The sequence below is a fragment of the Stenotrophomonas sp. P5_A8 genome (assembly GCF_056400545.1).
This window is the reverse complement of sequence record NZ_JBFULB010000045.1, coordinates 1-18247: the sequence shown is the minus strand read 5'-3', so window position 1 is coordinate 18247 and position 18247 is coordinate 1. Positions and strand designations below refer to the sequence as shown.

The following is an 18247-nucleotide window of genomic DNA, read 5'->3' as shown; positions in this document are numbered from 1 at the left end:
CCACGCGGCCGGGGGACATTTGCGCCAGGGGCCTACCGGCTGCTACGGGGCCCTCACGCTCGCGACAGATCCAGGCGGAGATACCCCTAGATCAGCACAGCGCCTGGATCACTCGACCACACGCACAGCCGCACGCCATCGGTGACGGCCATTCGAACAAGATGCCCCGCACCATTGAGAGAAAAAAAACCGCACCCTTGCGGATGCGGTTCGTGGTCTGCTATTTCGTGCGCGCACCTGCGTGCGCAGGGTCTTGTTGATAYACCGCCACGCCTCAGGTCTCGCGCAACGCCGTGGTGATCGGCAGGCGCGCCGCACGCAGTGCCGGGAACAGACCACCGACCAGCCCGATCCCCAAGGCCCACTTCAGCCCGGTCCACAGCAGCTGCGGCGACACCCGGAACTGGAACACCACCTGGCTGAAGTTGTTGCCCAGCGTGGACACCGTGTAGTTGTTGAACACCAACCACGCCAGCAGGCCCCCCAGGATGCCGCCCAGCAAGGCCAGCAGCATCGTCTCCAGCATCACCGCAGTGATCACCGGCAGCCCGCGGAAACCGATCGCACGCATGGTCGCGATCTCGCGCGCACGCGTGGCCACCGCTGCATACATGGTGTTGAGCGCACCGAACACCGCACCGATCGCCATGATGCCGCCGATCACCGTGCCCAGCACGTTGATCAGCGTGCTCAGGCCGCCGGACTGCTTGCTGTAGTAGTCGCGGGTGGTTTCCACGTCCAGCTTCAGGCGCGGATCGGCTTCCATCGCTGCCTTGAACTGCTTGAACCCGGCGGCTCCCTCCGTACGCACGTTGACCGACTGGTAGGCGCTGCGGTTGTAGGTGGTGGACAGGGTCTGGGTGTCGGCCCACAGCTCGGACTCGTGCACGTCGTTGGAGGCGAACACGCCCACGACCGTCCAGTCCTGCTTGCCCAGCTGCAGGGTTTTGCCCACCTCCAGGCCTTCGAACTGTGCCTTGGCCCCCTTGCCGACCACGATCTCGCGCAGTCCCGGCTTGAAGCGGCGGCCTTCGACAATGTGCACCTGCCGGCGCACCGCCCAGGCCTGCTCACCAACGCCGCGGAACTGCACGTTGGTATCGGAGTGGTCGCTGCGCGAAAGCAGGCTGATCACCTGCGACAGCTCGGCCGACACCAGCGGCTTGCCGTCCTCGCCGCGTGCCACGCCGGGCAGGCTTTGGATGAGTGGCAGCTGGTCGCGCATGATCACCGAGTTGGTTTCGGCCTGCGAGCCGCCCCGCAGCACGATGGCCACATCATCGCTGCCGCTGCGGCTGAGGGTGGCCTTGAAGCCGTCGCCCATCGCCAGCATCGCCACCAGTACGCCGACCACGCCGGCAATGCCCACCACGATCACCGAGGAGGCGCCCCAACGCTGCGGCAGGCTGGCGATCCCGATGCGCGCGGCCGCCAGCGACAGCCGGCCGCTGCGGGTGAGCAGCAGCCATGCCGCCAGCAGCACCGCGATGGCCAGCACCATCCACCACGGCAGCACCACCCACACCGCCAGGGCGACCAGCAGCACCAGCACCGTCAGCGTGTTCCACAACCATTGCTTGTTCATGATGGGCTCCTCAGCGTCCGGCCAATGCATCGACGATCTTCAACCGCTGCGCGCGCAATGCCGGCAGCAGCCCCACCACCACGCCGATCACCGCCATCAGCCCCAGCGCCATCGCCCAGGTCTGCGCGGGCACGCCCGGCAGGCTGATCATGCCCTGGCTGTTGGCGCTGATCACCGGCATCAGGATCGCGGCCAGGCCCATCCCGATCAGCCCGCCCAGCACGATCAGCAGCACCGACTCGACCATCACCAGCACCAGCACGGTGCCGTCCTTGAAGCCCAGCGTCTTGAGGATGGCCAACTCTGGAATGCGCTCGCGCACCGCCTGCGCCATGGTGTTGCCGGTCAGCAGCACCAGGGTGAAGAACACCGCCGCCATGATGCCGGTGACGATCAGGCCGATATCGGCAAACTGCTTGGCGAAGGCCTGCGAGAACGCCGCTTCGGTCTGCGACTTGGTCTCGCGGTCGGAGTTCAGTGACAGCGCATCGATCGCCTGCGCCACGCGCGAGGCGTGCGCCGGGTTGTCCAGTTGCACGGTGTAGAAGCTGACCTGGTTCTTGATGTAGTCGTTGGACTCATCGAAGTAGCTCCAGTGCAGCAGCAGCTGGTTCTCGCCGGCGGCGCTCTTGCGGTCCTTGGCGCGGTAGATGCCCACCAGCTGCAGCGGCCAGTCGTTGCTGCCCTTGCGCGGGAAGATGGTGGCCTGCATCGGGATGGTGTCGCCGATCTTCCAGCCGAACCGCTTGGCCAGGGCCTCCCCGACCAGTGCACCGGTACGGGTGTTCTTGAATGCCTCGGCCTGCGCCGGCGGCAGCTCGAACTCCGGGTACAGGTCCATGTAGTTGTCCGACACCGAGAAGCTCGGGAAGAAGTTCTTCGGGTCCTGGTAGATGCCGCCGAACCACATCGCGTAGTTCACTTTGCGCACCCCGGGGGTGGCTTCGATGTCGCGCAGCAGGCGCAACGGCAGGCTCTGGGTGATCGACAGCTTGGAGGACACCACCAGCCGCTTGGCGCCTTCGATGGTGTCGCCGCCGGAATTGAATGCCACGCGCACCGAATCGAGCATGCCAAACAGCAGGAACGCGGCCACCACCGAGAGCAGGGTGAGCAGGGTCCGCGTCTTGCTGCGGAACAACTGCGCCCAGATGAGCGAGAAATACTTCATCGCGGCAGCCTCCGTCAGTGGGCCGCTGGCGCGGTGGCCAGTTCGCCCTTGTCCAGGTGCACGGTGTGGGTGGCGTACTCGGCCGCCTTGGGATCATGGGTGACCATGATGATGGTCTTGCCGTGCTCGCGGTTGAGCTGCTGCAGCAGGCCCAGGATCTCCTCGGCGGACTGGCGGTCGAGGTCGCCGGTGGGTTCGTCGCAGATCAGGAAGGTCGGGTCGGAGACGATCGCCCGGGCGATCGCCACGCGCTGCTGCTGGCCGCCGGACAACTCATTGGGACGGTGGCTGCGGCGGTCGGCCAGGCCGACCAGGGTCAGCGCGATCTCCGCATTGCGCTTGCGCTGGGCCGCGCCAAGGTGGGTGAGCAGCAGCGGCAGTTCCACGTTCTTCTGCGCGGTGAGCATCGGCATCAGGTTGTAGAACTGGAACACGAAGCCGACATGGTGGCTGCGCCAGGTCGACAGCTGCCCGCCGGACATGCGGTCGATGCGCTCGCCTTCGATCTCGATCTCGCCACCGCTGGGCGTATCCAGCCCGCCGATCAGGTTGAGCAGGGTGGTCTTGCCCGAGCCGGACGGCCCCATCAGGGCGACGAAGTCGCCGCGCTGGATGTCCAGGTCGATGCCGTGCAGCACCTGCACCTTCTCGGGGCCGCGCTGGTAGGTCTTGGTGATGTTGCGGAGCGAAACCAGGGTCGACATGGGTGGTTCTCCTTGGAACAAGGCGGATCGAGCGGACGGCATGCGGCGGCGCGCGCCTGCATGCGGCGATCTTGGGGCCGTGGCCGGGTGGGGAACGCGCGGTGGCGGGCAGCAGCCCACCTGCGCGCCGGCACGGCACGGGTAGCGCACACACGTTGCATCGCCGCGCCCGGCGGGGCGCAGCGGTTACTGCTGCTGCTTTTCCACGACCTTGCTGCCGTCGTGCAGTTCCGCGGGCGGGTCCACCACCACCACCTCGCCGGCGCTCAGCCCGCGGCTGACCTGGCGGTCGGTGTTGAGGGCGGTGCCGGCGGTGACCTCACGCAGTTCCACGCGCTGGTCGTCCTTGACCACGAAGGCGACGGTCTTCTGCTCGCGCTCGACGATCGCCGCCGCCGGCACGCGCACGCCCTTGGGCGCGGCGGCCGCGGCCGCTGGCGCGGCCTCCAGGAAGCTCACCCGCACGCCCATCTCCGGCACGATGCGCGGGTCTTTCACCTTCAGTGCCACGCGCACCTTGACGGTGGCCTTGCCACGGTCGGCGGTGGGCACGATGGCGATCACCTCGGCCGGGATCTTCCAGTCCGGGTAGGCATTGAGCGTGGCCTCCACCGGCATCCTCGGCTGCACGCGGCCGATGAAGGACTCCCCCACGTCCACTTCGATCTCCAGCGATTCCATGTCCACGATGGTGCCGATGCCGGTGCGGGTGAAGCCGCCACCGGCCGACAGCGGCGACACGATCTCGCCGGGCTGTGCGGCCTTGGCGGTAACCACGCCGGAGAACGGTGCACGCACGGTGTTGTTGTCCACGCCCAGGTCGGCGATGGCCAGTGCATCGTTGGCGACCTTGATGTTGCGTTCGGCGGTGCGCAGCTGCGCCCGCAGGCTGTCACGCTGTGACGTGGCCAGGTCGTACTGCGAGCGCGAGACCAGCTGCTGGCCCACCAGCGTCTGCAGGCGGCCGGCTTCGGCGTTGGCCTGTGCGACCTGCGCCTGCAGCCCGGACAGCTGGCTGCGCGCGGCCTCCAGCTGCGAGGCCGACAGGCTGCGCTGCGCGTTGGCATCGATCGGGTCGAGCGTGGCCATCACCTGGCCTTCTTCCACGCGCATGCCTTCTTCGATCATCACCTCGCGCACCTTGCCGGTGATCTTGGCCGAGACCGTGGCCATGCGCCGGGCGACCACGTAGCCGCTGGCATCGAGCACCGAGCTGCTGGCGCTGCCCTGCTGGATCGCCACCACCGGCGCGGTGGTGACCTCGATCGCGCGTTGCCGGCCAAACACGAACCAGGCGATCCCGCCGAGCAGCAGCACCACGATGATCGCCAACGCGATCCACCACCCACGGCGGGGCGAGGACGGCAGCGGGGTGGTCGCCTTGCGGTCGATGCGGAGTTCCTTGAGCAGTTCAGCGGATGCGTTCATCGTGAGTCTGGACGGGGAATCGGGCCGAGTGTGACCGCAACGGCGGTTGCGGGGCAAACCGGCACCAGGCCGGGTGGTGCACAGCATGCGCGCCCAGCGGCGGCGTGGGCAGTGACAGCTGTCACCTGACTATGCTGACGACGGCCACTGGCCGCGCTGCTGCCGTGGCGCGAGGCTATGCCCTTCCCGCCCGCTCCGGAGTGCCCCGATGTCCACCCCCGTCGCCTCCCTGGCCAGCCTGCACCACATCGAGGTCCCCTACGGCGCTGCAACCGGCGGTGGGCCAGCCGGCGCAGGGCAGTGCGCGGGTGCACATCGCGGGGCTGCCGGCGGTGACCGCCGGTGCGCCGGGCCAGCACGGTGCCGCCTGCGCCGGATGGGCTGAAGTGGCATGATCGCCCCTGTTCGCCCTGCGTTGGAATCGTCCGTGTCATCCAGTCGGCTCGCCTCCCTGTTGCGCCCCGCGCCGGACTCGGCCGTGGCCGAAAACCTGCGGCGTGGCAAGTCGCCGTGGGTCGATGCGATCCACCTGCTGTGGACGCTCTGGGTGTTCCTCACCCCCTTGTTCGGCACGGGCTACACCTGGCGTTGGGCGGCGCTGACCCTGCTCACCTACCCGGTGTTCCTGGCGTTGTATGCCGGCGTGTTGCTCGCACCGCGCTGCCACGCGCCGCGCTATGCACTGTCGATGGTGGCGCTGGGGCTGGTACCGCTGGCGTGGTACCCCTCGGCGGTGAGCTATTTCATCTTCGGCTGCGTCACCTTGCGCGTCTCGCGCCGCAGTGGCTACGGGCGCTATCTGCTGCAGCTGCTGGCGTTGAACGCGCTGTTCGTGGTGGTGGGCTGGTTCGCGCACTATCCGTGGCAGGCGCTGATCTGGATCCCGAGCATGGCGGTGATCATCAGCCTGGTGGTCAATTTCGAGACCGCCAGCCATGAAAAGGATGCGGCGCTGCAGCTGTCCCAGGACGAAGTGCGGCGCCTGGCGGCTACCGCCGAACGCGAGCGCATCGGCCGCGATCTGCACGACCTGTTGGGGCATACGTTGTCCTTGATCACCCTGAAGCTGGAGCTCTCGCGCAAGCTGGCCGACCGCGATCCGGTGGGCTCGCGCCGCGAAGTGGCCGAAGCCGAAACCATCGCGCGGCAGGCGCTGGCCGAAGTGCGCAGCGCAGTCACCGGCATCCGTGCCAGCGATCTGGCCGCCGAGCTGGCCTCGGCGCGGTTGTTGCTGGAGTACCAGCACGTGCACCTGCACTACGCGCCGCCGCCGCCGATGCCGGTGGCTATCGAACGGGCGCTGTCGCTGGTGCTGCGCGAGGCCGTCACCAATGTTGCCCGCCACGCCCAGGCGCGGCAGGCGTGGATCACCTTTGAACAGGATGGACGCAGCTTGTTGATGCAGATACGCGACGACGGGCGTGGCGGGGTCCACGTCGATGGCAACGGCCTGACCGGCATGCGCGAACGCGTTACCGCGCTGCGTGGCACCCTGGCCATGCAGTCGGCGAAGGGCGAGGGCACCTGCGTGACGGTGCGGGTGACGCTGCCGGCGGCAACCACGCCTGTAGTTGCCGCGGTCGCGGGTGGGGCCACACCATGATCCGCATCGTGTTGGCCGAAGACCAGGCGATGGTGCGCGGCGCGCTGTCGGCGCTGTTGGGGTTGGAGCGGGACATCGAGGTGCTGGGCAGCGCGGCCGACGGCGAAGCCGCGTGGCGCATGCTGCAGCAGCTGCAGCCGGACATCCTGGTCACCGACATCGAAATGCCCGGGCTATCCGGGCTGGAACTGGCCCAGCGCATCGCCCGCCAGCAACTGCCCATCAAGGTGGTGATCGTCACCACCTTCGCGCGCTCGGGCTTCCTGCGACGGGCGCTGGATGCCGGGGTGTGCGGCTACCTGCTCAAGGATGCACCCGCCGAACGCCTGGCCGATGCGCTGCGCCAGGTGCAGCACGGCGGGCGCGCGATCGATCCGCAGCTGGCGCTGGATGCCTGGTCGCAGGCCGACCCGCTCAACGACCGTGAACGCCAGGTGTTGCGCCTGTCCGGCGACGGTCGCTCGGCCAGCGAGATCGCCACCCAGCTGGGGCTGTCGCATGGCACCGTGCGCAACTACCTGTCCGAATGCATCGGCAAGCTCGGCGTGGCCAACCGTATCGAGGCGTATCGGTTGGCCAGGCAGAAGGGCTGGCTGTAATGCCGGCCGTTGGCCGGCGCTGCACCCTCCTGATCGACATCCCGAGAAGCCGGCCAGCGGCCGGTACTACCGGGGGCGGTCGTCGCGGATTTTCTCCGGGCCCTTCGCCATTGCCTGGAACACCCCGTCGCGGCGCACCCACAGATGGAACAGCGCCGCGGACAGATGCGCCACCACCGTGGCRAACAGCGCGTAGGCGAACAGGCTGTGCGCGTTGCGCAGCGCCGCGTACAGCGACGGGTCGTGCGGCAGAATCGCCGGCAGGTTGAAGCCCGGCCACATCACGATCGGATAGCCGCCGGCGGAGAGCATCGACCAGCCGATCAGCGGCATCGCCAGCATCAGGCCGTACAGCACCCAGTGCGAGGCATGCGCGGCGAACGCCTGCCAGGCCGGCAGATCGGCGGGCAACGGCGGCGGCCGATGGCGCAGGCGGTTGTACAGGCGCACGATCACCAGCAGCAGGATCGCGATGCCGAGCGGGCGGTGCAGGTCGACCAGCATCGGCCGCCAGTGCAGCGCCGCCACCATGCCCACGCCGACAAACAGCATGGTCAGGATCATCGCCGCCATCAGCCAGTGCAGCACGCGCGCGGTAAGGTTGAAATGGCCCGAATCGCGGTTCATCGCGCACTCTCCTTGCCGGTGGCCGCCGCACCCTTGCCGCTGGCGATTTCGCGCTCGCGGCGGTTGAACGACTGTGAGTACACCGCCGACCGCGCGGCCAGGATCGGATCGTCGGAACCGGCGATGCCGCTGGGCAGGATCAACGGATCGTAGTTCAGGTCGCGGCAGGCGCCGATGGCCTGGGGCTGCATCGACACCAGGCTGAGCGTGCCCACTTTCACCTGGCGGCGCTGCGCCGGCCACACCTGTGACGGATCGTCGATCGGGTCGCCCGCCTCGGCGATGCTGACCCACATGTCCCAGCGCACCGGGCCCTGGGCCAGCCGCTGGGCGAACTCGTCGGCCAGGTAATCCAGCCCGGCTTTCGCGCGTTGCGCCGGTGTCATTTCCACGAAGGGCGCCTGCGGCCGCATGCTCCAGCGCACGAAGCGATGGCTGCCGTCGGCGGCGGTGAAGCGGAAGGCGTTGACCCCGTTGTAGGTGGTGTCGGCCCAACTGCTGGACCACGGCGCGGTCTTGGCCCACTGCCCGAACGCACGCGCGGACGGGTACTTGGCCAGCACGGCGGCCATCTTGGCCGGGTCCGGCTTGCCGGTGGCCGGATCGGGGATGCCGGCGCGGGTCTGTTCGAGGAAGGCCTCGCTGGTGGGCACGGCGAAGAACGGGAAGCTGTTCATCGCCGTCCGCCATTCCTGGCCATCATCGCTGACCAGCTGCAACGCCATGCTGCGCACGCGCGCATTGGCGTCGGCACCGTGCGGGTCGCCGCCGCCGATGGAGAGCCGGCCCAGCACCGGTACCTGCAGTTGCCGGAACACGCGCGCCGAACTCAGCGCCACGCCTTCCGGCGTGCCCTGAAACGTGCCGCTCACGCACACGCCCTTGGTATGCGCGCGGCGGAAGCCCGGCTGCGGCGGGCCGGTGGCCTCGATGCTGTCGGTGAAGGTCTGCGCGGTGATGCGGTCGCGGCCGATCCAGCCGGCCAGCCAGGCAAAGGCCAGCACCAGCAGGCCGGCGATCAAGGCGATCAGCGCGATCCACAGCAGCGGCGACGGTGGTCGCGGTGCGCCCGGCTCGCGGCCGGCACGGGAAGAGCCGAAGAGTGACATGTCTGGATTCCTGCCTTCACAAAGCGTGTGGGTGGGCGACCGGGCCATGGTGTCAGAACGTGGGCGACGCCGATATTCACATTTTCGACAACTCTTCCAAATGCAGATCCCCGCCGAAGCGGGGATCTGTGGGTGTCACGGCAGGACCGGGCAGGGCCCGGCCGACTCAGGCGTAACGCGTCTTGAGCATGGTCCATGCCGAGCGCAACGCCAGCGCCTCGCCACCGGCCGGGCGGCCCGGGCGCTCGCCATCGTTCCAGGCGTACACGTCCAGGTGCGCCCAGCGCTGGCCTTCGGCGATGAAACGCTCCAGGTACAGCGCGGCGGTGACCGAACCGGCCATGCGCGAGCCGGCGTTGGCCAGGTCGGCGATGTTGCTGTGCAGGTAGCGCAGGTAGGGGCGCCACAGCGGCATGCGCCAGACCGGATCGCGCACCGCTTCACCGGCCTGCAGCCACTGCTGGGCCAGCGTGTCATCGTTGCTGAACAACGCCGGCAGGTCCGGGCCAAGCGCGATCCGTGCCGCACCGGTGAGGGTGGCGAAGTCGAGCACGATCTCCGGCTGCTGTTCGCTGGCGTAGGTCAGCGCATCGGCCAGGATCACCCGCCCTTCGGCATCGGTGTTGTCGATCTCGATGCTCAGGCCCTTGCGGGTGGCGATCACTTCGCCGGGGCGGAAGGCATCGGGGCCGATCGCGTTTTCCACCGCCGGGATCAGCAGGGTCAGCTGCACCGGCAGCTGCTGGGCCATGATCAGCCCGGCCAGCCCGAGTGCGTGCGCGGCGCCGCCCATGTCCTTCTTCATGTTGCGCATGCCATCGCCCGGCTTGATGTCCAGCCCGCCGGTGTCGAAGCACACGCCCTTGCCGACCAGCGCCACGTGCGGCTGGCCTGCCTTGCCCCAGCGCAGCACGATCAGGCGCGGCGCGCGATGCGAGGCGCGGCCCACTGCGTGGATGGACGGGAAATTCTGCTCCAACAGCGCATCGCCGGTGATCACCTCGATCTGCGCGCCATGCGCGCTGGCCAGCTCGCGCGCGGCGTCTTCCAGCTGCTGCGGGCCCATGTCTTCGGTGGGCGTGTTGACCCAGTCGCGCACGCGCAGGCTGGCAGTCACCACATCGCGCACTTCGGCCGACGGCGTGGCCGCCAGTTGGGCCGGTGCACGATTGGGCTTGCGGTACCGCGCGAAGCGGTAGCTGCCCAGGCCCCAGCCGATGTGCAGCAGGGTTTCGATCTCTGCCGGCAATGCATCGGCCAGCTGCCACACGCTGCCTTCGGGCAGTGCGAACGGCGCATGCGCGTAGGCATAGGCATCACCGGCATCGCCCACACCGACGATCGCACCGGCCAGGCCATGCTCACCAGGCAGCAGCACCACGCTGCCGCCGCTGCCGTTGAAGTGCTGTGCGTCGATCCAGGCCAGCTGCGCCGCGCTTTGCTGCGCGCGCCACGCGCCGAACTGCTCGCGGTTCATCACGTGCAGCGGCAGCGCCTTGGAGGTATCGGCGGTGAAACCGTTGATCTGGGTCATGCGGGGTAGGGCTCCGTTCGTGGTCAGGCGTGAGCGACGGATGCGTTGGCATCCAGCCAGTCGGCCAGCCCGGTCAGGGTGTCGAACTGCAGGTCGGGCTGCAGCGAAGGATGGGGCCAGGCGTGGTCTTCGCGGTTGATCCAGCAACCACGAAGGCCGGCCTGCATCGCACCAACCACGTCCATGTCGGCGTGGTCGCCCACGTGCAGCACATGCGCGGGGGCAATGCCCAGGCGGTCGCAGGCGGCGTGGAAGATGCTGGCCGCCGGCTTGGCCGCGCCGTGTTCGCGCGAGCCCAGCTGGAAGGAGAAATGGTGGGCCAGGCCGATCCGCTGCAGGTCGGCGTTGCCGTTGCTGAGCGCGGCGACAGGCACCTTGGCGGCGATCCGCGCCAGCGCGTCGAGCGCGTCCGGGTAGAACTCCACCTGGTTGCGCGCGGCGTAGAACGCTTCATAGGCCGGTTCGAGCAGGGCCAGGTCGGCACCGCTTTTCTCCAGCGCCTCGCTCAGCGTCAACCGGCGCAGCGCGCTGAGGTCATGGTGCAGGTGCGGGTTGGCGTGGAAGGAGCGCTCGCGCAGTTCGCGCATGGCCGCCACCGGGTACATCGCGGCGGTGGCGGGGCTGTGCTGGCGCATCCAGTCGAACAACACCTGGTCGATGCGCGCGCCGATGGGGGCGAACGGCCACAAGGTGTCGTCGAGGTCGAGGGTGATGGCTTGGACTGGGAAATTCACCCGCCCATTCTACGCCTGCCATCCGGGGCGGGCATGCCCGGATCGGTTCATTCAAGCAGCCGCGCCCACCCGTGGGTACCCTCCAACCGCGCCAGCACCAGCTTGATGCAGACCAGCAGCGGCACCGCCAGCAGCAGCCCGACCATGCCCCACAGCCAGCCGAACACCATCAGTGCCAGGATCAGGATCAGCGGCGAGATCGCCATGCGGCGGCCCAGCACGATCGGCGTGACCACCTGGCCTTCCACCGTGTGCAGGGCCAGGTAGCAGGCGGCCGGCAGCAGCGCCTTGAGCGGATCGCTGAACTCCACAAAGCCCATCAGCAGCATCAACGCCACCCCGATCAACGGGCCCACGTACGGGGCGAAGTTGAGCAGCGCAGCCACCGTGCCCCATAGCAGCGCTTCCTGCAGGCTGATGCCCAGCAGCAGCAACACCCCGGAAAACACCAGTCCCACCAGCGTGTTGATCACGGTGATGGTGAGCACGTAGCGCGATACCTCGCGTTCGATCGAACGCAGGATGTCGGTGGTGAAGCGCTGTTGCTGGCGGCTGGGGAACAGCGCGATCGCATGCTTCTGCAGGCTCTGCCCGTAGATCATGAAGAACAGCGTCAGCAGTACCACTGCCAGCACCGAGGCGGCCAGCCGCGGTGCACGGGTGAGCACTTTGTAAGGGTCATCGAGCTGGGTGCGCACGATCTGCACGCGCCGGCTGCCTTCGCCGCCGGCCACCCGCGCGAAGTTCTCCGCGGCCTGGTTGGCCTGCTGCACCGGCTTGGTCAGATCCTGCACCTGGCGCGCCACCTTGCGCAGTTGCTGCGGTGCTTCCTGCGCCCATTCCATCGCCGGGCCGACCAGCTGCACGCCCAGTGCCGCCGCGCCGCTCAGGCCCGCGCCGATCACCAGCACCGCCGCGAGGAAGCGCGGAATCCACAGCTTGCCGAGCAGGCGCAGGATCGGGTTGCCCACCAGCGCGAAGAACATCGCCAGCAGCACCGGCAGGATCACTTCCTGGGCCGCCCACAGGGTGAAACAGACCGCCAGCGTGGCCAGCACCACCAGCGACATGGGCGCACGCGGGCGCGGCAGTGGGGCAGTGGCGACGGTGTCGTCGGGGGTAACGGCAGGAACGCTCATGCGGGCGCCGGGCAGGAAGGGAGCGCCATTATTGGGCAAGCCGGGTGCGGGCGGCGTGTTGTATCCGTGCAGGAAAAGCGAGGCCCCACCGCAGTACGGCAGGGCCTGGTTTCAGCGTTCGGAAATATCGGTGGCTGCTTCGGCCGGTTGCGGCTGTTGCGGCGAGGCCGGTTCGACGCGCGGCTGCGGCTGCGGGCTGGCCCGCGGCGTGGGTGCAGCTGCCCGGGGAGCCGGGCGGGCCAGGTCATCGGTGGCATCGTCCACCTTGTCGGCCGCCTGCTCGGCGGTCTCGGCCGCTTCGCCTGCCTGCATCGAGGCGAACGCGGCCTGGGTACTGGCCACCAGATTGGAGACCGAGCCGATCATCTGCAGCCAACGCGCACCCTGCACCTTGGCGCCGAGCCCGGTCGGTTCCAGTTTGCCGGCCAGGAAGCCGCCGGCAAGACCCACGGTTATGATCCGCATYGGCGTCCACCCGGCACGCCAGACGGTGCTGAGGGAGAACCAGCTGCTGCGGGTTTTTTCCACCCGCACCGCCACCACCAGCTCGGCACGCTGCACGCGCTGGCGCAAGGCTTCGAAGTTCATCGCTTCACCCCCGTCGTATCGACGTCGGCATCGGGATCTTCATCGCTGGGTTCGTCATACAGCCCCAGCCGAGACAACTGCCGGCGGGTGGCATGCATGCCGGTATGACGGAAGAAGAACGACACCCGCCACATCGCATAGCCGGTCACCAGCAGGCTGACGACCGAGGTGATCAGCAGCGAGTGGAACCAGGACAGGCCCCAACGCTGCATCAGGGCGATCAGCGTGCCGGCCAGCAACAGCCAGGCCGACGCGCCGAACACGATCGCCACGCCAGCCCATGCCAGCGCACGCCCAAACGCACTCCGCGCCAGCGCGAAGTCGGCCGAGGCCAACCGTCGCAGCGAGCGCAGGGTGTGCTTGGCCGACTCGACGGTCTCACGGCCGGCCTCACCGACCTGGCGGATGCTCTCGTCCAGGCGCGGTGCTTTTTCACCGCTGCCCGGTGGCGGGGATTCCGCGCCACCGGTAGCGGTCGACTGGGCTTGATCGCTCACGCCGACTTACTTGTCGCCGCCGCTGCGGGCCAGCTTGGCGATGATCCAGCCGGCGGCGAAGGCCACGCCGAAGGAGGCCAGCGGACGCTCGCGGATCAGCTCGGCAGCGCTGTCGACCAGGTCCTTGCCCTTGTCCATCAGTGCATCGACCTGTTCCTTGGCAGCGGCACCGCCAAATTCAGCGGCCGCCAGGCCCGACAGCGCGGTGTCGGACAGTTCGGCCTTGACGTTGGCCTTGCCGATGCGCAGTTCGTCGCCGGCCGCGCCGGTGGCGCCCTTGATCGCACCGCCGGCGGCGCTGGCCGCGGACTTCAGGTGCGAACCGGCTTCGCCCAGGTGTTCCTTCAGGTTTTCGGTATTGGTGGGGCTCATCGTGACTCTCCGTTATGTGCGATGGGGAAGGTGACCGGGGAGGGACCCCGATAACGAACGCAAGGTAATAGCATCGGCCGGGTGTAGGGCGTGTTACGCCCCGTGAGTTGCGCGCGAAGACCGGCTGAGCCGTTCAGCGCATCACCAGCACGCCAGGCGTGTTGCCGCGCACGATGCGCAGCACCAGTTGCGGCGGGCGTTGCTGGAAGTTGGCGCGCCAGCTGGCCAGGTCGGCAAATTCGCCGGCGCTGGTTTCGGTGATGACATCGCCGGCGGCCAATCCCGACGTGGCCGCGCGGCTGCCGCGCTTGACCTCGCTTACCTGCACACCACTGATACCGGCCTGGCGCAGCGATTCGGGCAGGTCCACGAAGGTGGCCCCGACCAGGCGCGGATCCAGCGTATCGCCGCTGACCGCACGCGCCTGTTCCTTCAGCGTGGCCTTGAGCTGCAGCGGCTTGCCATCGCGGCGGATGTCCAGGCTCAGCGTGCTGCCGACCGGGGTCAGCCCTTCCACGTTGTGCAGGGCCTGCGCGCTGTCCACGCGCTGGCCGTTGGCGCTCACCACCACATCGCCCGGCCGCAGCCCGGCCGCGGCGGCGCCGGACCCGGCCAGCACGCGCGTCACCAGCGCGCCACGCGATTCGGTCAGGCCCAGCCCCTGGGCGATCTGCTGGGTGAGGTTCTGCGCTTCCACGCCGAGCGTGCCGCGCACCACCACGCCATGCTTGACCAACTGGTCGACCACGTCGCGGGCAAGGTTGGACGGAATGGCCAGGCCCAGGCCGATGTTGCCGGCCATGCTGCCCTGCGGATTGAAGCTGGCCGTATTGATGCCCACCAGCTGGCCCTGCAGGTTGACCAGCGCGCCACCGGAGTTGCCCGGGTTGATCGACGCATCGGTCTGGATGAAGTTCTGGTAGCCCAGCCCGCGGATGCCGCTGCGGCCCACCGCCGAGACGATGCCCGAGGTCACCGTCTGGCTGAAGCCGAACGGGTTGCCGATGGCCACCACGAAGTCGCCCACGCGCAGCTGTTCGCTGTTGCCCAGCGGCAGCGCGGTGAGCTTGTCGGCGGGGATGCGGATCAGTGCGATGTCGGTATCGCGGTCCGAACCGAGGAACTCGGCCTTCACCGTGCGCCCGTCGGCCAGCGTCACCTGCACGTCGTCGGCGTTGTCGATGACGTGGTGGTTGGTCAGCACCAGACCCGCGCTGGCGTCGATGATCACCCCCGAGCCCAGCGATTCGTTGATGCGTTCCTGCGGCACTTCGGGGAACAGCCGGCGCAGGATCGGATCGTTGAAGAACGGGTTGCGCACGCGCACCACCTGCTTGGTGTTGACGCTCACCACCGCCGGCATCACCCGCTCCAGCATCGGTGCCAGCGACGGCACCGTCTGCCCGGCGACCGCTGCCGGCAGTGCGGCCGTGGCGGGAATGGTGAGCGACACCGGTGCCGCTTCGGCACGGTTGTCCAGATGCGCGTTGATGGCCGTGGCGGTGAAGCCACCGAAGGCGGCGGCAAAGGCCAGCGTGAGCAGAGTCGGGAGCGGTCGCATGGTCCGGCGGTTCCGTATCGAAAGAGGTAAAGACATGCATACGGTAAAGCAAGCTGAATGAGTGTGTCCGCCCGCGCCTAAACCGCGAATGAAATCGGCCTCCATTCGCGCCCGCCGTCCCAGGCGCTGCGGCCCTCGGTCGGCGTTGACAGCGCCTTCGGCAGGGGTAAGCTGGGCAGGCATCGGCCACAAGATGTTGCGTCGCCGAGCAGGATTGCCCCAAGAGGTTGGGTTTGCTGTCCGGGGCAACGACACGCCGTCAACGATCAGGCCGTGGCCCGTGCCTGATGGAGCCTGCCCTGCGATGAGCACGCTGCCCCTGGACCAGATCCGCGACGCAGGCGCCGATGCCGACGGCGTACCGCTGCAGCCGGCCTCGCTGGATATCTGGGACCGCAAATACCGCCTCAAGACCCGGCAGGGCGAACCGCTGGATGCGGACATCGACGCCACCTACCTGCGCGTGGCCCGCGCGCTGGCCGATGCGGAAACCACCGCCGAACTGCGCCAGCACTGGAACGAGCGCTTCACCTGGGCACTGCGCCGTGGCGCGATCCCGGCCGGGCGGATCATCTCCAACGCCGGCGCGCAGGCGCACAAGCCGGCCACCAGCACGATCAACTGCACCGTCTCGGGCACCATCGAAGACTCGATGGACGGCATCCTGCAGAAGGTCCACGAAGCCGGGCTCACCCTCAAGGCCGGCTGCGGCATCGGCTATGAGTTCAGTACGTTGCGACCGCGCGGGGCGTTCGTCGCCGGGGCCGGCGCGCACACCTCCGGGCCGATGTCCTTCATGGATATCTTCGACAAGATGTGTTTCACCGTGTCCTCGGCCGGGGGGCGGCGCGGTGCGCAGATGGGTACCTTCGATGTGTCGCATCCGGACGTGCGCGAGTTCATCCGCGCCAAGCGCGAAGACGGCCGGCTGCGCCAGTTCAACCTGTCGCTGCTGATCACCGACGGCTTCATGCAGGCCATCGAAGACGATGCCGACTGGCCGCTGCTGTTCCCGCTGACCCGCGCCGAAGCGGCCGACCAGGACCTGGCCGACCAGGCACAGGTGCAGTGGCGGTCGTGGCCGACCCATCGCGGGTACGTGGTGCGCGAGGATGGCCTGGTCGCCTGCCGGGTGTATGGCCAGCTGCGTGCGCGGCACCTGTGGGACATGATCATGGTGTCCACCTACGACTATGCCGAGCCCGGTTTCATCCTCATCGACCGGGTCAACGAGATGAACAACGCCTGGTGGTGCGAAGACATCCGCGCGACCAACCCGTGCGGGGAGCAGCCGCTGCCGCCCTACGGCGCCTGCCTGCTCGGCTCGGTCAACCTCACCCGCTTCGTGCGCGACCCGTTCACCGCGCAGGCCCGCTTCGACTGGGACCAATACAAGGAGGTGGTGCGGGTGTTCACCCGCATGCTCGACAACGTGGTCGAGGTCAATGGCCTGCCGCTGGAACAGCAGCGCCAGGAGATCCTGCGCAAGCGCCGGCACGGAATGGGCTTCCTCGGCCTCGGCTCGACCCTGGCGATGCTGCAGATGACCTATGGCGACCCGGCCTCGTGCGCGTTCACCGAGGACGTGGCCCGCGAGATGGCCATCGCCGGCTGGGAAACCGGGCTGGCGCTGGCCCGCGAAAAAGGGCCGGCGCCGATCATGCAGGAGACCGTCGAGGTGACCGCGGCGATGCTGCGCCAACGCCCGGAGATGGTCGACGACGGCTGGCGGGTTGGCCAGCAGGTGGAGGGCAGGGTGCTGCACGCGCGCTACAGCCGTTACATGCAGCGCATCGCCGAGGTCGCCCCGGCGCTGGTGGCGGAACTGGCCGAGGTCGGCGCGCGCTTCACCCACCACAGCTCGATCGCCCCCACCGGCACCATCAGCCTGTCGCTGGCCAACAACGCCTCCAACGGTATCGAGCCGTCCTTTGCCCACCACTACAGCCGCAACGTGATCGTCGAGGGCCGCAACAGCAAGGCGAAGGTGGACGTGTTCTCCTACGAACTGCTGGCCTACCGCCACCGGGTCAACCCGCGCGCGATGCCGTTTGCAGAAGCGCAGGACGCCCGGCTGCCGGCCTACTTCATCGCTGCCGACGACATTTCGCCCAAGGCCCACGTCGATGTCCAGGCCGCCGCGCAGAAGTGGGTGGACAGCTCGATCTCCAAGACCGCCAACGTCCCCACCGACTACCCCTACGAGCAGTTCAAGGACATCTACCGCTACGCCCACGCGCAGGGATTGAAGGGCTGCACCACCTTCCGTTTCAACCCGGCCGCGTTCCAGGGCGTGCTGGTCAAGGAGGCCGATCTGGAGAACACCACCTACCGTTTCGAGCTCGAAGACGGCGCAGTTGTGGAGGTAAAGGGCAACGAACAGATCGAGTACGACGGTCAATTGCACACCGCCGCCAATCTGTTCGACGCGCTCAAGGAGGGCTACTACGGCAAGTTCTGATTCATGTACGGAAGCTGTTTTAAAGGGGTTTGCTGCCGATGCCCGGTTGCCCGGGCGCACGCATCGCCGGCCCGCCAAGCACAGATGCGGCTCATGGGCTGCGACAAGACCGTTCCACGATGGACCGCGCCGGTATAGCATCGCCAGCGATTTGACTAACCAGCCCCTATAGGAGGCAATCATGAGCAACGGCAATGGTGTGACCGCGACCCTGACCCAGGGCGTCGACGAAGTGAAGGAAGTGGCTGGCAAAGTGGGCGAGACCATCGCCACCACCACTGAAGATGCGGTTGCCTCGGTGAAGAAGACCGTCAAGCGCGCACGCAAGGCTGCCACCACCCAGGTTGCCAAGGTCAAGAAGGCCGTGCAGAAGGCCGAGAAGACCGTCGCCAAGAAGGCTGACAAGGCGGCCAAGTCGGTCGGCAAGACCCTGGCCAGCGCCAAGAAGAAGCTGGAAGCGGCCAAGAGCAACGCCAAGGCCGAAGCTGCCTCGCTGAAGAAGCAGGTTGCCAAGAAGAAGGCCGCCGCCGAGAAG

16 protein-coding genes and 1 pseudogene are annotated in these 18247 nt (G+C 68.1%); 4 read left to right on the top strand and 13 right to left on the bottom strand.

What is annotated here, in order from left to right:
- Window positions 1–274 precede the first annotated feature (274 nt).
- From AC1DQP_RS05485 to AC1DQP_RS05470, 4 genes are all read right to left on the bottom strand, one after another.
- Window positions 275–1585 (bottom strand): ABC transporter permease, encoded by a 1311-nt coding sequence (locus AC1DQP_RS05485; protein WP_457318423.1) that lies wholly within the window; start codon window positions 1583–1585, stop codon window positions 275–277.
- A gap of 10 nt (window positions 1586–1595) precedes the next feature.
- Window positions 1596–2756, bottom strand: a complete 1161-nt coding sequence (locus tag AC1DQP_RS05480; protein ID WP_256777045.1) for an ABC transporter permease — start codon at window positions 2754–2756, stop codon at window positions 1596–1598.
- Window positions 2757–2770: 14 nt separating this feature from the next.
- A complete protein-coding gene (locus tag AC1DQP_RS05475) occupies window positions 2771–3460 on the bottom strand; it encodes an ABC transporter ATP-binding protein (RefSeq protein ID WP_256777044.1) in 690 nt (229 codons plus the stop codon).
- Window positions 3461–3646: 186 nt separating this feature from the next.
- Window positions 3647–4888, bottom strand: coding sequence for an efflux RND transporter periplasmic adaptor subunit (locus tag AC1DQP_RS05470; RefSeq protein ID WP_457318422.1), 1242 nt, complete (start codon window positions 4886–4888; stop codon window positions 3647–3649).
- 391 nt (window positions 4889–5279) lie between these two features.
- Here AC1DQP_RS05470 and AC1DQP_RS05465 point away from each other — a divergent pair, with 391 nt between their 5' ends.
- Complete coding sequence (locus AC1DQP_RS05465; protein WP_457318421.1) at window positions 5280–6491, top strand: sensor histidine kinase; 1212 nt, start codon at window positions 5280–5282, stop codon at window positions 6489–6491.
- Window positions 6488–7090 (top strand): response regulator, encoded by a 603-nt coding sequence (locus tag AC1DQP_RS05460; RefSeq protein WP_457318420.1) that lies wholly within the window; start codon window positions 6488–6490, stop codon window positions 7088–7090. The genes AC1DQP_RS05465 and AC1DQP_RS05460 overlap by 4 nt, the downstream gene beginning before the upstream one ends.
- Before the next feature lie 66 nt (window positions 7091–7156).
- Here the strand turns inward: AC1DQP_RS05460 and AC1DQP_RS05455 are convergent, their stop codons facing one another.
- The 9 genes from AC1DQP_RS05455 to AC1DQP_RS05415 form a co-directional block, all read right to left on the bottom strand.
- Entirely contained in the window at window positions 7157–7717 is a 561-nt protein-coding gene (locus AC1DQP_RS05455; RefSeq protein WP_457318419.1) for a cytochrome b, read from the bottom strand.
- A complete protein-coding gene (locus AC1DQP_RS05450; RefSeq protein WP_478051229.1) occupies window positions 7714–8826 on the bottom strand; it encodes a catalase family peroxidase in 1113 nt (370 codons plus the stop codon). The genes AC1DQP_RS05455 and AC1DQP_RS05450 overlap by 4 nt, the downstream gene beginning before the upstream one ends.
- Before the next feature lie 166 nt (window positions 8827–8992).
- Window positions 8993–10360, bottom strand: a complete 1368-nt coding sequence (locus AC1DQP_RS05445; protein ID WP_256777038.1) for a leucyl aminopeptidase family protein — start codon at window positions 10358–10360, stop codon at window positions 8993–8995.
- A gap of 23 nt (window positions 10361–10383) precedes the next feature.
- Window positions 10384–11094, bottom strand: a complete 711-nt coding sequence (locus tag AC1DQP_RS05440) for an HAD family hydrolase (protein ID WP_457318417.1) — start codon at window positions 11092–11094, stop codon at window positions 10384–10386.
- A 47-nt stretch (window positions 11095–11141) separates the two neighbouring features.
- Window positions 11142–12233: an AI-2E family transporter gene (locus AC1DQP_RS05435; protein WP_457318416.1), complete on the bottom strand. Its 1092-nt coding sequence runs from the start codon at window positions 12231–12233 to the stop codon at window positions 11142–11144.
- Window positions 12234–12344: 111 nt separating this feature from the next.
- Entirely contained in the window at window positions 12345–12821 is a 477-nt protein-coding gene (locus tag AC1DQP_RS05430; protein ID WP_457318415.1) for a protein sip-5, read from the bottom strand.
- Window positions 12818–13318: a phage holin family protein gene (locus AC1DQP_RS05425; RefSeq protein WP_478051228.1), complete on the bottom strand. Its 501-nt coding sequence runs from the start codon at window positions 13316–13318 to the stop codon at window positions 12818–12820. The genes AC1DQP_RS05430 and AC1DQP_RS05425 overlap by 4 nt, the downstream gene beginning before the upstream one ends.
- A 6-nt stretch (window positions 13319–13324) precedes the next feature.
- A complete protein-coding gene (locus tag AC1DQP_RS05420; protein ID WP_256777031.1) occupies window positions 13325–13690 on the bottom strand; it encodes a hypothetical protein in 366 nt (121 codons plus the stop codon).
- A 133-nt stretch (window positions 13691–13823) separates the two neighbouring features.
- A complete protein-coding gene (locus AC1DQP_RS05415) occupies window positions 13824–15251 on the bottom strand; it encodes a Do family serine endopeptidase (protein WP_478051227.1) in 1428 nt (475 codons plus the stop codon).
- 304 nt (window positions 15252–15555) lie between these two features.
- On the opposite strand from AC1DQP_RS05415, the gene AC1DQP_RS05410 reads away from it, so the two are divergent.
- The gene (locus AC1DQP_RS05410; protein WP_457319585.1) at window positions 15556–17712 is read left to right on the top strand and encodes an adenosylcobalamin-dependent ribonucleoside-diphosphate reductase; all 2157 of its coding nucleotides are present in this window, start codon (window positions 15556–15558) and stop codon (window positions 17710–17712) included.
- 181 nt (window positions 17713–17893) lie between these two features.
- Window positions 17894–18247: pseudogene (locus AC1DQP_RS05405) on the top strand (histone); the annotation flags it as partial.

Coding starts and splice junctions, on each gene's coding strand:
- AC1DQP_RS05485 (WP_457318423.1), bottom strand. CDS start 1,585: ATGAACAAGCAATGGTTGTGGAACACGCTGACGGTGCTGGTGCTGCTG.
- AC1DQP_RS05480 (WP_256777045.1), bottom strand. CDS start 2,756: ATGAAGTATTTCTCGCTCATCTGGGCGCAGTTGTTCCGCAGCAAGACG.
- AC1DQP_RS05475 (WP_256777044.1), bottom strand. CDS start 3,460: ATGTCGACCCTGGTTTCGCTCCGCAACATCACCAAGACCTACCAGCGC.
- AC1DQP_RS05470 (WP_457318422.1), bottom strand. CDS start 4,888: ATGAACGCATCCGCTGAACTGCTCAAGGAACTCCGCATCGACCGCAAG.
- AC1DQP_RS05465 (WP_457318421.1), top strand. CDS start 5,280: ATGATCGCCCCTGTTCGCCCTGCGTTGGAATCGTCCGTGTCATCCAGT.
- AC1DQP_RS05460 (WP_457318420.1), top strand. CDS start 6,488: ATGATCCGCATCGTGTTGGCCGAAGACCAGGCGATGGTGCGCGGCGCG.
- AC1DQP_RS05450 (WP_478051229.1), bottom strand. CDS start 8,826: ATGTCACTCTTCGGCTCTTCCCGTGCCGGCCGCGAGCCGGGCGCACCG.
- AC1DQP_RS05445 (WP_256777038.1), bottom strand. CDS start 10,360: ATGACCCAGATCAACGGTTTCACCGCCGATACCTCCAAGGCGCTGCCG.
- AC1DQP_RS05435 (WP_457318416.1), bottom strand. CDS start 12,233: ATGAGCGTTCCTGCCGTTACCCCCGACGACACCGTCGCCACTGCCCCA.
- AC1DQP_RS05420 (WP_256777031.1), bottom strand. CDS start 13,690: ATGAGCCCCACCAATACCGAAAACCTGAAGGAACACCTGGGCGAAGCC.
- AC1DQP_RS05415 (WP_478051227.1), bottom strand. CDS start 15,251: ATGCGACCGCTCCCGACTCTGCTCACGCTGGCCTTTGCCGCCGCCTTC.
- AC1DQP_RS05410 (WP_457319585.1), top strand. CDS start 15,556: ATGAGCACGCTGCCCCTGGACCAGATCCGCGACGCAGGCGCCGATGCC.